Genomic DNA, 16497 nt, shown 5'->3' with positions numbered 1-16497 from the left:
ATTTAATGTAGGTCAATGCTAAGTTGAACAACAACCGATCTTATATCTTTGATGACAACGACTACACAATTGGTAAAAACTATTCTCATCTTTTTGAAGTTGAGTTAGTTGTTTTTTTAAATAAGCATTCTCATCTTTTCTATTATATTCTTGTAATAGTTCTCCAGGAACAAGCTCCCAAGCATTAGCGTCATTAGATATATTTGCTCTTACCGTTAAGCCTAGTTGCTCTCCTTTAAAGTTAACTAGGCGTAAAGGCTTTTTTATCGGTGGGATACTCGATATTTGTAAAGCAAATTCAAGGTCAAAAATTTGTAGTTCTTGAGGAACTCTCTCGTCTAATGATTGAGCATTAATTTTAATGATTAAATTTTCATCTATCTCATAGCTAACATCTATTCTTTCTTTCATTGGTGGAAAATCTTTGTTTACCGGAACGACCATATTTTCGTATGTCGTTCTTCTATCACTAGACGCGGTTTTACCAACCATTTGAGGTCTTTTAAATGTAAATACAGCCTTTCCATCTCTTGGGTCAGCACAATACATAGACTGATTAAAAGGGTCTGGAGTATATCCCCTCGAAGGTAGCTTTGTCCCCTCGGGAATAACGGTAAGTAATGAGTTTCTAGCTTCTACCAATTCGAAAGGTTTGGCTAAAGTTAAACACAAATCATCGTGAGCAACCCAAGCTGCTCCCTCTGAAATAATACGATCGCCTATATCTGAAACTTCTAATGTAGCTACACCAAATAATTCACGCAGATGCTGTCGAATAATTGGCATATTAACCATACCGCCAGTAGCTAGGCATAAAGCTATCGTCTGTATATCTACATGTGCTTGCTCTTGGGATAATAAAAACTCAATTTCGCCAATTCCAGCCTCCACAATAGACTTAGAAATAGCATCAAGTTCGTTTCTAGTTAATGAGTGCTCTATTTCTGCTTCCTCTCCTTCCGCATTAAAGTAGTCATCAATCCAGATATCAATTTTTGCACGTCTAGACAAATCAATTTTTGCCTTCTCACACTCTTCAAGTAATTTTGCTCTCATGCCAGGGTTTCTAGGCTTATTTGTATCAACATCCCAGCCATACTTCTGTGCATGTTTTTCTTCTATGTAATTTAAAATAGCCTCATCTAAATAATCACCACCAACTTTGTTATTACCTCTATTCATGATCTGAACAATAGAACCGTTACGAACTTGGCAGAGAGTCAAATCTAATGTTCCTCCACCCCAATCAAAAACTAAAATCATTCGACCTTCATTTTTGGACAATTCATTTTGGCTATCAGGTAAACTTTTAAAGTAACCATACAACGCAGCTAAAGGTTCATGAATAAACATTTCGATATATATACCAGCATCCAATAACGCTTCTCGAAGCGCTTGCCGCCCCCTACCATCCATTGCCACAGGGATAGTAACTACAGCATGCTTAAGGTCCGCTACACCATCATCATCTTGATCTCTTGCATCTTCTATTAGAAAATTCATTAAATCAGTAACGACTTCTTTTGGGTTTTTCATTACACCACCAACAGATAAGTCACTACCACCTATAAATTTCTTAGGTCCTCTAACTGTACTTCCCTGAACTCCGATAGTCTTTTGTTGAAGCTTATTCTTTGCTTTAGTGCCACAAACAACGTCAGCTCCTTCATAATGTACAACTGATGGGTGTGGGCGGTCTCTTACCGTAAATGACTTTACTTTTCCTTTTAACGTGACTACTGAAATTAAGCTATTTGTAGTACCAAAATCGATTCCTATTTTTTGAACCATTGTAAAGCTCCCTCTATATCTTCAATTACTAAATCTATTTTATCAACAGCGAAACTAACTTTGGGCTCATCCTTTCTAAGCCCTTTAAGTGAAGTCTTTAATGTGGGTAAAACGTCTTCTTCGAGTAGATTAATAGCCTTAGATTTCACTTTCCCTGTATCATCTTTTAAATGCACGCGTTCAGCTTTAACATGCAAAACGTCAGTTTCAGATTGTTTTTTTAGAAACTCAATTTTTTTAGTTAACTCAATTATTTGAGTCTCTTTAAGCGCAATACTTTCTTTTAATGATGAAAATTTTGACGTCAATTCTATATTTTTTTCAGATAGTTGATGCGCTTTCTGCTGTTCATTCCAGTATAACTTTTCCGCTGATAATTCTTTTTCCCGAAAATGGGAAATACTTTCCACTAGTGAATGTCTGTTAGAAGCCGATAACTGTTTTGCTAAAAAATATGGAACGCTTTGGTATTCTTTTGTATTATTATCTTCAGATAAAATTTTATAAAGCCAGTCTAATATTAAATCCGGCTTAGATTTTCCAAACTCAAGACACCATAAGCAACTCAATACCTGTATGTTCTTCCTTAATGATTCTAATTGGACTAGCGTCATTCCTTTTGGTTTATCACTATTTCCATCTTCACCTGTTACAACATTACGAGATTCTTTCGCCTTATTACCCTGAATCCTCTTTTTAATACCTTCAGCTCTAGACTCAAATTTTTTCTTAAGCTGAGCATTCAAAATACCAACCGAGTCTTTATGATCTATGTATTCAGACAACATTCCTTCAAAAATGTTATCTACAGCGTTTAAAGGATTCAAAAACTCCAAACTACTAACGATACTCACACAAATAATAATGAGCTTTCGCTTTATTTCTGAGTAATTACACATTTCAGCTGAGATAGCTAATTGAAGTAATACCTTAAATTCAACATCATTTTCTCTTACTAAATTAGTAAGTGTTTTTAATTCAACTTCTGTTAACTGATCATTTAACTTAATGTTTTTAATTGCTGTTTCATGACTTGCTAATAACTTTAAAGGTTTAGCTTTATTAGTTTTTTTATCAATATCGAGGCTAAAAATATCAAATAATATTTCTTTCATTGAATTGAAAACTTTAATAGGCTTAATTGTTTTTTCTACCAAACTCGGTTTAGCCTGTTGTAGGCTTAGTTTATCTTTCATTAGCAATTCTCATCAAATTCACTTAAATCAAACACTTCGTTATATTTTAGCTTCTTTCTACACTTTTCAGCCTCAGTGGTATCACCTTCTAACGTGGCCTTCCTGAACAAAATATAATCAAGCTTACTTCTATCTTGCACTGTTAAGGTTTGGCTTCTCAACCTTAACACTTGTTGCTGAATAAACTCTAAACTTGAGCCTGTAAATTCATTGCAAACGCATTCTAATATCAGAGATGTTATTCTATCAGTTGGAATGCTCTTTACTGAATCTGGAATTTTATTCAAACTATTATTGCAATCGTTCCCCGTAAAAAAAATCAAAGCTCTATCTAAATAGGGCAATGTCCTTTTTGAGGTATTATCACTAAAATAGTTTTGGTTAAAATCAATTAATGCAACAACGGCATGGGCCAATGATGAAGCGTATGTTGATAAAATATTTCGAGCTTGATTAAAGCGTATTTCATGGTCTTCGAAAGTAATAAACTTAGTCTTTCCATCTTTCGCCATTATACCCTGGAGGTATTTAACTAAACCGTCGACATACCAAGTAACAGATTTAAGTTCGGATGTACTTTTAATAAACTGATCTATTAACTCTTCTGTAAAGTCATCTCTACTTAAAAACAACCAAAAATATTCATCTACTTTCTCTATCTCATCAAGCTTTGGAATCGATACTTCAAGTTCAAATGTCTTCTGAACTTGTCGGTTAACAAGCTCTACTTTTAAGAATTTACTTGGTTTTTCAAAAATACACGAATGGAGGTCTTCAATGTCAGTCTCAACATCATTGATAAACACCTTTTGCACATTACTCAGTTCAATCTCATCAATTGATACTTGGTCTCTGATATAAAACCTACTAGAAGTAATTTCACTTCCTTTAATCCTAAAGGTTGGGTTTTTAGTTGGGTGCTCTTCCCACTCATGCCTAACTCTTAAGTCATCGCTAGAGAAACTAGAGTCACAATACCTACAAGAAAAAACAACAGGTTCTAACTCAGTTTTAATTCGACTATCAAATATAACAGCAGATCCGCCCGTGTTTCCTTTATATACAAAGGTTGTTGAATAAAGCATTTAACTTTCTTCCTGAAGGTTGGCTTGCTCTATTACAGAATCCATATGCAATAACTGAGTCTTAAACTCATCATCGCCAATGACTATTTGCCACCTTTCTTCCATAAATGCCAATAATTGAAGGCCACGACTCAAAATAGTTTCTGGCAACCACTCAGATTCTTGAGATATTTCATTTTCAGAAGCTGAACCATTATAAAAACCTACTCCATTGCCATTGTTCTTTTTCAAATCAAAACTATCATTTTGAAGGCTTGAATTTTTCGCTCTACTCAGAGGGACTAAATTACCAATAGAGTGCGCTACAAATTGAGTCTGCTCTCTATCCAGACAACCAAATCGTGATAGCCAATACTCATCTTTTGGCGTTTGCGGGAATACATGCTCAACAGTGACGTTATCTTTTTTACTCGCGGTTAGTTTTTCCCATGACAGTTTATTTGAAGACTGTTTTCCTCGTGAACGTAACCATTGTTCATGCTCATACAAAAAGTACCTTAAACCTTCCCATTTAAAAAAACCGCCTAACCCTAATTCATACTTCTCAGCTATATGTGAATAGAATCTTTGTGGGTCGTAATATTGTTCAATCCAGTCTTTTGTTTTATCAACAATAGAGTCAATATTAGTTGCACCAACTAGTAACTCTCTTGCCATAAAGAAAAACTCTGTATCTTTTGTGTTTGAACGACGCTGACTTAATGTGAAAATTGAAAAGTTATATCGCTCAGCAGAAGTAATAAGTGTATTAATTTGCTCTGTAGTTTGTTTAGATACGTATGCTGCAAGTAATAACGGTTTAAACGCTCTAAAACTCAGCCGATGTAGTCTATCAAGTAATTTTTTATTAGTTTCGTCAGTATATTCTGGTAAAGGGAAATAAGGGTTGTGCATGTAGAACCAAGGGCGAATAGACTGCTGAAGGCTTGTAACATACCTATCAACTTCTTCAACTGTGATCATGTCATCTGACTTTTTAGGATGCGTAACATTTCTTGCAGTGAACTTTTCATCCAATAAAAACTTAATGTAATCGTCACCTTTACGACGTGTATATTTAAAATACATCGTCCAATGATTACGCAAGAATAGGTGTTCACTTAGCGGAGCATTTGGGTTTTTTCCAAGATACTCATAAATGGTTTTCCACGCGTTATTAATCTTCGTTCTGAGTACCGCATGACCTTCATGTTCTTTGAATAAAGTTGATAAATATATTAGGCGGTTCTTCAGTAGCTCTAAACTTGTTAAAGGCTTACCACGGTTGTTCATGGTCTCAAAGGTTACAAATACATCAATTTCGTCATCAATTTCATATAAATTGAATTTGAATTTTTGTGTTAGTTTTTTATAAATTAACGCAATCTCATCTGTACTGAGTTCTTTAAGCTTATCTTTAAAAAATGCTTTAGCTTTCGATAAGTTTTGCGTGTATAGCGTTTCTTGATATTGGTTACTATGAGAATGAACACCAAAAACTTTAGTTTTTAAATACTCATCGCTCGGGTTATCTTTCTCGTAGCCAAAAATAAAGCTTTCTCTTTGTCCATCATCCGCTCTGTTTAAAATATATTGCTTTCTGATAGTACCCAAAGATTGATAGTTAAGCTGAGTGTCGTCTTTTACCGTCTCTAAAATAGCCTGCATTAATAACATTGATGTTGTTAGTCTTTGTTGGCCATCGACAACATAAAACGGTTTAAAGCCTACACCTTCAATAATCCACTCATCATTATCCCATCTTTGCCACAGCTCTTTAGGTACAGGCTCTAAAGTAATAACTCCTGTATAGTGAACACGCTCAACATTAAGGTGAAGAATATCCTCCCAAAAGTCACTGTATTGATGCTCTAACCAAGCATAGCCCCGCTGATAATCTGGTATACGCAGTATTCGTTTTTCAAAAATATCGCTTAAACTTTGTAATTTCATATTATTTAACTGCCTTTCCGTGGATAGTTTTTACATCGCCGAAAGCAATAGCTATACGCTTTCCACACAATGATTTAATTGCTCGTCGCAAAACTTTACTAGCTTTGCATATAAATTATTGCAAGTACTGATAAATGCTATTGTTTTTTTAGAGGGATTACCAAACAATAACTCATCTTGATATAAAACTTCTTGAAACTTGTAACCATTTATCATCAAAAATGCTCCGAACAGGCAGGACATTGAACATTTATAGGTTCTAAAGCTTCAATTGAATGATAATTCCAATAATCGCCGTTTTTAACTAATCTAGTTCTACATTCGCTATTAGAGCAATAACTATAAATGGTGAAATGCTTACAATCATTACAAGTCGCCCACCATACTTTATCATTGTTACCTTGCGAATAATTTAAATCGGTGCCACCACATTGAATACAAAACTCGGTTGAATCCGTAAGTGTAATAGGATGCTGTTTATTAAGTTTGTTATTCTCAACCCCATATTGTAAACACATACCTACAAGCCTTTGTAATTCATCCAGGTAACTGGCCGTATCGATAGGAGAAAGCTTAATTGCACCATATTTATGATACTGTTGCTCACGCATAGCATTGTCCCAATCAAACATGGTTATCTCACCTAAAAAGCTATGCTGTGCCCAAGATTGCGGGTTAATTGCGACAGGTACAGCGTCATTTGAAGGGTGTAATACAAAAACGCCATTTTGACCCTTCTCTGAATAATCTTTATCAAAATAAAGATGCTTTATAACTTGGCTAATACCACCATGTTTGGGGTCATTAATGTCTTGATAAAACTTTGCGTCAAATACAAAAGACCGAGTATAAACTTGCCCGTTATCGCCTTGTGCATTAACTTCAAGTAAAAAGTCTGGCGTACGTCTATTACTTAATATTTTCTCGTACCATAAGGTAATATCTCGACCTGCGGCTTTATTTGTAAAAGATATAGAAATGTCTTTTTCATTATTTAATACTGATGCAATAAGTTTTTCTTTCCAGCCTTTTTCTGGCTGATATCTAAATTTAAATATCAACACTTTAAAAAACTGCAATAAGCACCATCTTTCGTAAAGAGACGATATATTTATTAACTTTAGATTGTCAGACTTTTGAATTGCCTCAAATACATTATCTTCATTAAAACCAGAAAAATTAATTATGCTCTTATATGCTTTATTAGCGTTGCTGTAAATTCGGTTTTGAATGTAAGTCATAGATGAAGGGAAATTACCCGTCACGCCTATTCCTAATCGTTCAAATTTTACTTGTAACGATTTTAAAGCTTGAATAAATGGCACAAAATATTGGGTTAAACGATCAGCCATACCTACTTTTGCTCTGAGTCTAGTATGCATTTCCTGTAGTGAGGCAAGTTCACGCTGCTGAGCTGTTTTTTCATTTTGTCGCAGTGGCCTCTTCCAACCGTTTTTCGCTAACGTTTCTGCCTCTGCTTCCATGCTATTAATTTTATTGGTGAGCTTTTCAAGTTTATCGCTTCCAAGTAAATCTATGCGGTTTAGCCCTCTTATGTTTATTTCGATAACAGACTTCCCTCTTCGGGTTCTCTTATCATATTGCCAATTACCCACAATCCGATATACACAGCCAATCTCAACAGGAACCTTGACACTAAATAAAACCAGATTATAACCATCTAAGCCGTTTAACTTCCCATCATGCCAAGGCTTATTCGCAGAACTTTTAATCTTTGCAAAAAAAAGATTTTTACTATCACCAAACTGACCTGTTAAATGAACAAACAACTCCTTATTAGCAGTTAAATTATTCTTTGAAAGGCTTTTATTAAAATTACCTAACCTTGACTCCATCTGATTGCGTTGCTCTTTTAATCGACTTATAGCATTTACTACCGCTTCAGCATTAACCAAAACATACGGACTAACCCCATCAATACGAGATTGATAACTTGTTACTTTTCGAGAGTCAGTATCATATTGTTGTTGAGCAATATTCTTAATAACCCCTAGCATAAATACGGTTTGCTTTAACATAAAGTGTGCATACCGATTCTCTGCATTATCAGTAGTTGGTGTTGCCACTCGGCCACTATAACTTTTAGCGTAGGGGTTTTTTATGTATTCAATAAAGGTTTTATTAGTTGGCCTAACTCTTCCCCTTGGCTGCGGGGATAGTGTTTCAATTAAATCGACTTTAGGATTCGCCACAATCGCGGTGATAGACTCAACAAAGGTATCTAACGTTTTAAAAATATCTTCATTTAAAACTAAATTATCAAGTTTACCTCTGCTGGTAAGATAGCTTTCATCATCGAGTAATAACTCTGAAAAATCGAGCTTAAAATCAGATAAATATCGGTCAAGCTGTTCATAAGTAAAAGTAGAGGCTGCAACTCTTAGCTCTAACTCTTCAGAGCCTAAACTTAAAATAACCGAACCAACACCCGTCAGCATTCTCGACTGCCATTGGTTTCGGTCTTTATCCCATTTGTCTTTTTCAACCCACCACGTTAACCCTGTTTTAAAATCAACAACAGGCTGTAGCGGTAGCTTATCGGTTCCATTAATAATAAAAGGGGTAAACTCAACATTATTGAGCGGCCTAACAGCAAACTGCCCAAATTCACTTTTGTCATCGTTTAAAGTTGAGTAGCTAATAATATCAGCACAATATTCACCTTTACCAACAGACTCTACATCTATCGGTTGAGCCGATAGTTTTACAGATCCAACATGGGTTTTGTCACGCCAACGAATATTAATAAAACGGGCTTCAAAGTTCATATTTACAGCCAAAAATTAACATTCCAACCGTTTTCCTCTGCTTTTTTCAACAATGCACCCAGTAATTTAACTGAAGAAAAAGACTCATTAATCTTTATGTCATCACCAATATCTTGCCTAAGCTCCCCATGCATTTGTAATAGCAATTCATGTTTATGGTATTCGCCAACTTTTACTGTGCCATCAAAGTTAAGCTTTGGTAACACCTTAAAAAGAAAAAAGTTATTTAATGACTCTTGCTCACTAGTGTTTACATCCTTAAAATAATGCTGGTAATTCAAGCCTTGTCTAACCGGTCGCATACCAAAGTCTAAACCGAGTGGATGAAAAAATTCTTTAACGTATTTTGTCATTAATTCACAAAAGGGAGACGAAGCATCAAATGCAGGATACTCATGCCTTCTACCCATTTCTGCACTAGAAAACATGACTGGTAAATCAAAGCGAGAAACACCTAATTCAAATAATCCTTTCTCTTTATTCAACTCAATCTCTGCTTTAATCCCCGCTAAATCCATTAACAAAGGGCTTTGAAACTGCATCACATGAACACGATCAAGTATTTTTGGCGACAAAAAATGCGTTGTATCATCAATATTAACAGAGCCAACAATACGAACATTCTCAGGCAACGTTAATACAGAAGGCTTGTTGGTGCGTTCAGCAATTAATCGACGAATATCACCGTGGTATTTAACTAACGACTCCTGATCGCTCATGCCAAACGCTAAACGAAGCTTTTTATTAATAGCTTCATCTTGTATCAATTCAACAAAACTCATTGATTCGCCGTTTTGACTGTTAGTGCGAGCATCCTGCAATATAGTCAGTACTGTTTTAATTTCTGAAAGGGTATGCCCAACAGAATCATCACTGTAGAGGTTTATTTTAGGCGCGCCGTTGCGCTCTTCCATTTTTGACAAAAAGTCAGCAAAATAATATTCCACCTTGGCTAAATTCATTTCGTCTAAACAGATTAAATAAGGTTTTGTAGGGTTATCTCTCGCTTCAATTAACGCATCTAAAAATGGGGTCGAAATATACTTTTTTTCAATCGGATTATAATAACCCACTAAATCTTCTGAGCCCGTCCAATTAGGTTTAACAGGAATAATCTTAGCAACGCCTCCTATGGCTTTAGCAAATGCCTTAACCAAACTTGTTTTACCTGCGCCAGAATCACCTGCTAACACAATTAAATCATTACATCGCAATAAGGTAATAAAGTTATCAACAATTTCCTTAGGGTACAAAAAACCATTCTCTGCCAAATTAGCTTGAATATATTGCGAAACCAACGAGTAATCACTGTTAAAATCAGATGAGAAATTCAAATGCTCACCTTCATCCTCTTCTTCAACTTTAGATGACTCATCTACCTTATCAATCAAGTCTAATTGCTCTAAAACTCTCGTTTTTTGTTCTATATAGCGTGTAAGTTCAGATAAGGACTGTTTCATTTCAATTTCTTTTCCCTTAACGCTTTCTAGCGCTTTTTGTGCTTTAATCAGTTGTTCCGTAGCCGAGTCTTTTTGTTGCTGAACTGATGCAATACCACTTTCAATCGCTTTTATTTGCTGTTCTTTAATATTAACGTCCTCAATTAATGAGGCGTTTTTTTGATCTAACAAATCTTTATTTATATTAGAAACATGTTCGATGATCCCCTCAGTAATATAGCCCCACTGATGTTGCTCATCTTTTAATTCTGACAGCTCAATTAAAGGTTTAATGCTCGAAGGCTGAACCTTTAATATAAAAGGATTATTATGCTTTTCTCTTTCTTTAGCTTCTGATAACTCAACAGCACAGGCTATCCATCTAACGCCTTTTTCCGTGTAAAATTCCCTTGCAACTTTACTACTCAGAAATACCCCTCGCCTTGGAATATCATGTTGAGTGGGTATATCGACTGGATAGGTTAATAACTGCGTTTGATTAACCGCTTTTACATTCGTCAATTTAATAAAAGTGTCTTCAGCAGTATTAATCTCAATTAACTCGCCCCAAACGAGCAATTCATCGCTTTCAATTTGCCAATGTGCTTTTAACACTTGCAGCAAATCATCGTCAGAAAGCGCTTGAGCTTCAGCAATTGTCAACAATGGTTGTGTATTGTCTGTTTCCATCTTATTTAAATAGCCCCATCATATTACTTCACCGCTTTTCCGTGGATGGCTTTTACATCGGCTAATAAGTTACCAAATTTTCCATAGTTAGCTTTTACACCGTCGTCTAAATCGAGCGTAATGCGTTTTTCAGCGTAATGTTTAAGTTGTTCATCGAAGGTGCGAAGTTCGGCTTGTTTCTTCTCGAGTGACTTTAAGTCTTTTTCGATACCACGAGATTCGGTGCCTGTGGCTTGCAGTTGTTGCTCTGACAGCAGTGTATGCTGAGCCTCGTATTTCCCCATTAGAGGCGTAACATACTCGGTACGCATACGTGATAACGTACCTTCGTTATAGCGGTGCAAGTAAACTAAGCATTCAAAGGCTTTTTCTTTACCAGAGCTAAATAACCAATAGATAGGACGTTTTTTGTATGTCTTGCAATGATCTTTAAAGAATTGCGTAGAGAAGTAACGACGAACGGTCTCCATTACACTTTCTCCCTTCTTAGGCTTCAATGCATGTAAACATAAGCTTTCAGCAACAAACTCTAGGTTTTCAGATAAGTTCTCGTCACCCCAAACAGTCTTAACAAACTCTTTAAAGCGGGTGGAGGCATCATCATCAAATAACCATTCTTCAGAGGCTAGAGGTATAATTCCATCGTCATCGGCTGGGAATGTTCTGTAAGCTTCTTCAGAAACTAACTCTTTAAAGCCTTCGTTGGCTGAATGAGCATAAACAAGGCCATCGCGGTCTAATGAATATCGTCCCATCATGCAACCAACATGGTAACTTAATAAGTCGGGAATATCAGAAGCATAACTAGTATTAAATATCAGGTTATTTCTAAGTTCAGCAATATTGCTACTTAAAGTTATACCTAACGAATTCTCAATTAAATTATCAATTTTGATTTGACAATTATTAACCTCCTTTTCATGCTGTTGTCTCGAAGTACATAGCTTTTCAAAGCTTGCCTTTATTGAGGTTTGTTTTTTAGATACTAGTAAATTACGCTTATAGTCTATCGATACCTCTTGAGAATCCCAATCACTTCTAAATGCTGTAACTAATTTTTTACCTAAGTCCTCCACTTCATCATCTAGGCTGTCTATATAAGGAATTTTTAAAACTTCACCAACGTTTACAGCAAAGGTTGGAGAAAGCGCTCCAACGAACTCATTTACAATATTTGAGTTTAAAAAGACTAATGTTTTGTAAAATTCTTTTTCATCTTCTTTTAGAAATATAGTTGGCGCTACAGAATTGTATTGGACACCAGAGTCTTTATACCTAAACGCAGCTCCCCCCTTTGCCGATACAATTGACCACGTTATTCCAGGCTTTTCCCAAAATCTAGAGTTGGTTATACCTCCAACAGATCTATAAAAATCTTTAGCTGGTTTATCCCATTTTATTACTGTATCAACATTTCCAAAATAGCGCCTAAAGGCTCCACCTTTAGCCGTTAAAACCCATGCTCCTTCAACACCAATCGAATGGTTTGAAACTTCCCATAAACGTCTCATATAAACTTCATCGTTAGTAGTTTTACACCTACCCCCTGATTCAAAAGTTTCTGCTAATGAAGATCTTGAAAATAGTTGTATGACTTCAGGCAATGCCCAATATGAAAGTGGAAATCCTGATATTTTCGATAGTTGAGCTAATGTTACTGAATATGGCTCTGACCCTCGAAATGTTTCTATAAGCTCTTGATTTGAATTAACGTCTCCTTGTTCTTCAAACAATTTAAAGTATTTAGCTTTATAGTTATCACAACTCATATTTTGAATTACAAACGAAACGCTTCCAAAATCTGACCCCCATACCCCGCGTCCATTATGAATTAAGCTAGAAATAATTTTATCTTCAACCAATGATCTCCGAAATGATTCAAATGATGATAAAAACATCCAATTGGGAATTGTTATTAACCCAGAGAAATGTCCATGTTTTGTTAATTGAACAGACTGTTCAATAAAACAAGCATATAAATCATATTTCGCTTCTTTATAATTTTTTTCTACAAACGACTTAAGTTCAGGATTCATCCCCTTGTTTCCCATGTAAGGAGGATTCGCTACAACCGAGTCATATTGCTGAGCTATTAATATTGACTGATTTACAACAGGCAAAACCTCCAACGCAGCTTGTTTGGCAGTAGGATCTGAACCTCTCTCTTTTGCTCGCAATAATTCTTTCAAAGCTATTAATTTTTGTAAATGCTGGTTATCGATATGTATTAACGAGCCAAATGTTTTAGCTTGTAAGAATGCTGTTTTCAATAATTGTAATAACTGGTAATAATCGGCATAAATACCAGCTTGCGCAGGTATCGTTTTTTTGCTCAGTTCGTTGTAAGCAAAGTCGCTTGGCTGTACTACCTCATCAAATAACCCTGCGGTTGTGCCGCTTAGATGTTTTTCCTCTAAATCAAGTGCATTCCAAAGTTTGTGTATATCAAGGTGCTCTGATGATTGTAATGAATAAACATTAAGGGTTACGTCACCCTCTTCAACTCGTTGAAAGATGCGTCTGTCATCTTCACGCGCCTTCATCATTAAGGCAAAACCAGCAAGCTGTGCTGCACGGTCGTCAATATCTAATCCATAAATATTTTTTGTAAGGATTAGTTCGGGTATTTCACGAAGGCGGTAACCACGCTCTAAATAGATTTCACGCAATACTTCATATACTTCAACCAATATATGCCCTGAACCACATGCAGGGTCTAGCACTTTGATTTCTTCTGGGTCGATACTTGTTGGCGTGATAGCTTTTAGCTGTTCTATCACTTCCTCTGATTGCTCAGCAGGCTCAATGTAGTATTCCATTTTGTCTTTAAGGTCTGAGTCGGGGTATGTGGCAAGCCATTGCCTGCCCACCGAATTTTGTACTAGGTATTTAACAATCCAATTTGGGGTAAATAACTGAGTTGCTGCTGGGATATCTTCTGACTTTACTACCTTACCCATGACTGAGTCTTTGTGCTCTGAAATGTAAAATTGATAAAGCCAACCGATAACTTCGATATCTTGCCAGTCTTCCTCAGGAATATCGTTGATTAGCCCTTTAAGAATAGAGTCTGTTTTAGTCAGATTATTAGGTAATAATAATTCTGTTGCGTCATCAATAGTCTCAAACGCTAAGCCTTTAAAGATCTGAGGCATAATTTTAGCTAGTTGGTGACATTGGCCTAGTAGCAATTCACGATACAGCTCTTCTTCTTTATCACCCGCAAGCTGTAGCTCAATAATATGGTCTTTATCTAAATTTAAACCGTCCGCCACTTCAGATGCATGATTTAAGATTTCAGGTAGGCTACCTTGATTAGTGGGATGAGAGAGCACACGAAAGCCATGATCAAAGTAATCGTGTATTTCCATATAACGCAGCGCAGCGAGACGGTTAAACCACGTGTAGGCAATTTCACGCGTGAACATGTCGTACTTTTCTTGGTAGGTTGCAGACGCTCGCTCAGCCAACTTACTTTCTAAACGCTTACGTTGCTCACCTTCTTTACGAGTAAAAGCACGGCCTTCGATTATGGCAGCACCGCCTTCAATACGAACTTCTGCTATTCGGTCGTCATATATACCATAGTGAGCCGCACGTTTTTTAACGGCTTCAATAAACTGTTTACGCGCTTTAGGTGCGTATGATTTTAAGTTTTTAGTGTTCATAATTTTCTCTGTACTGGGCCGCTATATTTGGCCTCTGTATCTAATCCCTGACGTTAATTTGTTTCGCAGTCTTGCTTGTTACTTTATGTTGGCAATGTTGCCGGTAATGTAAATTGCTTTTTCTTAGCTGACGGGCGTATTAGTTTGCCTTGCTCAACTAAGTGCTTTAACCACTTATCTAATGCCTGCTTGCCCATAATTTCAAACTCGGGAAAATGACTGTCGAGAGTTGTTTTATCAATGAGATGCTGTGGTTGCTGCTCAATTAATTTGCACAATTGAAGATAAAAGCTATCCAGCAAAGGTGTTGTTGAATGCTCAGGTGATTGCTCTGGTGCTTGTTCTGTTTTTTGCACATCACCTGTGGGTTGCTCTGGCTTAACATTTAGCAATTCAGTGTTATCACACTTCTTGCTTTGTGTTTGATTACTTAAATTAACCTGTTCATTTTTGGTCTGCTCTTGCAGTTCTGATGGCGAGGTTGTGTTGAGCTCTATATTTTCGCCTGCTTCAAGCTGATTACTTTTAGCCTCAACACTTTTACCCTCAACACTTTCTATCTCCAAGTCTTTATTGGGTGTAGCAGATGGTTCTGGTTTACTTTCAGGTACATTTTCTGCCATAGAAAATAGATCGTCTTGGGTCTGAATATTATTTATAGAGTTTTCTGTATAGCTAGCGCTAGTGGTTGAAGTATCTAACCCGCTTAGCAATGAACCCTGATCATTTGTAGTGCTTACATGCTCTTTTTCAAGGTTTTTAATTGATTCGTTGGCTAGCTTATTTGATTGTTGAGAGGTTGCATTTTCTGAAGTTGAGAATAACCCTAACAGTTGTTCTGCAGTGTTATCAGGCGAAATTGAACATGCATTAGCCAGAACTTTACCTAAGCCTACGCCATTAATTACTGCTTGATTACCCGCTTGTAAAGGCTGTTTATGCGCTGAAACTAAAAGTGGTACCCACCCTTTTTTAAGGTTCTCTTTAGCGCCTTCCCACGTACCGCCTTTCTCACTTGAAGTAACAACTACCGTTGCACTGGATAAGAGGTAAATAAACTTATTACGCGCCATAGCATTGGCAGGTGTAAAGCGCCCTTCAGGGTAAAATGGACTTATAAGCACTAAGTTATTGGCTTTTAAATGCTGACGCCATTGTCTTGATGCGCTTGCTTTGAACAGGCTATCAGCCAATATGCCTATTGCTGTATTGCCACTGTTGAGGGATGCAAGCATTGCATGAGAGTCTACGCCTTTTGCTGCACCCGAAACGACTTGGTAATTTAATTGGTTAATTTGTGAAACGTATTGATTGGTTGCTTGTTCATCTTGCCCATCACAATCTCTGGAGCCAACAAAGCCAATTGCTTGCTTTGAGAGTAATTCAGGGTTGCCAACACCAAATAATAAAGCTGGGCTTTGATGCTTAAGCTGCTTTTTAATCGCCTTAGGGTAGTGCTCGTGTTGTCGGTCCATGATCCATACCCCCGCACTCTGCCATTTATCGAGCGCTAAGCTTAAACTTGCACCTCGATTAAGTAGGGTTTTAATACGCTCATACGTTAATTTTTCAATTGTATTATCTAAACGAGCAAAATCGATAATTTGTTTCGCTTTAATATGACTTAATGGTTCATCCCAAGATACCCAAATACTGTCAAACGTTTCTTCATTTAATAAGTCTACTGGCTTAAAACCATTTTGATGTAACCAGCATGCGAAGTAACCGTACTCATTGACTGTCAGCGTTTTATATTCTTTGACTTCATTCGCGTTAAAAAAGCTCGTGAGTAAAAGTATTGCTTTTGTATTTTCAGTTATCATTTAAGTATCTACTATTATCGATTTTATAATTAGGTTGCTTTACTTGTTTCTTAATTTTACCTTGCCATTTTTTGTCTTAATTTA

General features: G+C 36.4%; 8 protein-coding genes. All 8 read right to left on the bottom strand.

Translation table 11 applies throughout. From position 1 onward, the window contains the following. Positions 1-18: 18 nt before the first annotated feature. The 8 genes from I6E82_RS11100 to I6E82_RS11065 all read right to left on the bottom strand — a co-directional run bounded on the left by I6E82_RS11100 (position 19) and on the right by I6E82_RS11065 (position 16413). Positions 19-1791: an Hsp70 family protein gene (locus tag I6E82_RS11100; RefSeq protein ID WP_197117916.1), complete on the bottom strand. Its 1773-nt coding sequence runs from the start codon at positions 1789-1791 to the stop codon at positions 19-21. Then, on the bottom strand, positions 1776-2987 hold the full coding sequence (locus tag I6E82_RS11095) for a hypothetical protein (protein ID WP_197117915.1): 1212 nt from the start codon (positions 2985-2987) through the stop codon (positions 1776-1778). Before I6E82_RS11095 ends, I6E82_RS11100 begins: the two co-directional genes overlap by 16 nt. After that, positions 2987-4072: a hypothetical protein gene (locus I6E82_RS11090; RefSeq protein ID WP_197117914.1), complete on the bottom strand. Its 1086-nt coding sequence runs from the start codon at positions 4070-4072 to the stop codon at positions 2987-2989. The genes I6E82_RS11095 and I6E82_RS11090 overlap by 1 nt, the downstream gene beginning before the upstream one ends. Next, positions 4073-6004: a DUF262 domain-containing protein gene (locus tag I6E82_RS11085; protein WP_197117913.1), complete on the bottom strand. Its 1932-nt coding sequence runs from the start codon at positions 6002-6004 to the stop codon at positions 4073-4075. 215 nt (positions 6005-6219) lie between these two features. Continuing rightward, positions 6220-8793: a nuclease domain-containing protein gene (locus tag I6E82_RS11080; RefSeq protein WP_197117912.1), complete on the bottom strand. Its 2574-nt coding sequence runs from the start codon at positions 8791-8793 to the stop codon at positions 6220-6222. Positions 8794-8795: 2 nt separating this feature from the next. Next, the gene (locus tag I6E82_RS11075) at positions 8796-10922 is read right to left on the bottom strand and encodes an McrB family protein (RefSeq protein ID WP_197117910.1); all 2127 of its coding nucleotides are present in this window, start codon (positions 10920-10922) and stop codon (positions 8796-8798) included. A 23-nt stretch (positions 10923-10945) separates the two neighbouring features. Next, positions 10946-14590, bottom strand: coding sequence for a BREX-1 system adenine-specific DNA-methyltransferase PglX (gene pglX / locus I6E82_RS11070; protein WP_197117908.1), 3645 nt, complete (start codon positions 14588-14590; stop codon positions 10946-10948). An 83-nt stretch (positions 14591-14673) separates the two neighbouring features. Continuing rightward, positions 14674-16413, bottom strand: a complete 1740-nt coding sequence (locus I6E82_RS11065; protein ID WP_197117907.1) for a DNA-processing protein DprA — start codon at positions 16411-16413, stop codon at positions 14674-14676. Between the last annotated feature and the right edge of the window lie 84 nt (positions 16414-16497).

Origin of the sequence: Pseudoalteromonas sp. NZS11 (assembly GCF_015864765.1) — a bacterium.
Taxonomy (GTDB): Bacteria; Pseudomonadota; Gammaproteobacteria; order Enterobacterales; family Alteromonadaceae; genus Pseudoalteromonas; species Pseudoalteromonas arctica.
The sequence above is the reverse complement of the archived record's forward strand: the minus strand, read 5'-3'. Positions and strand labels throughout refer to the sequence as shown.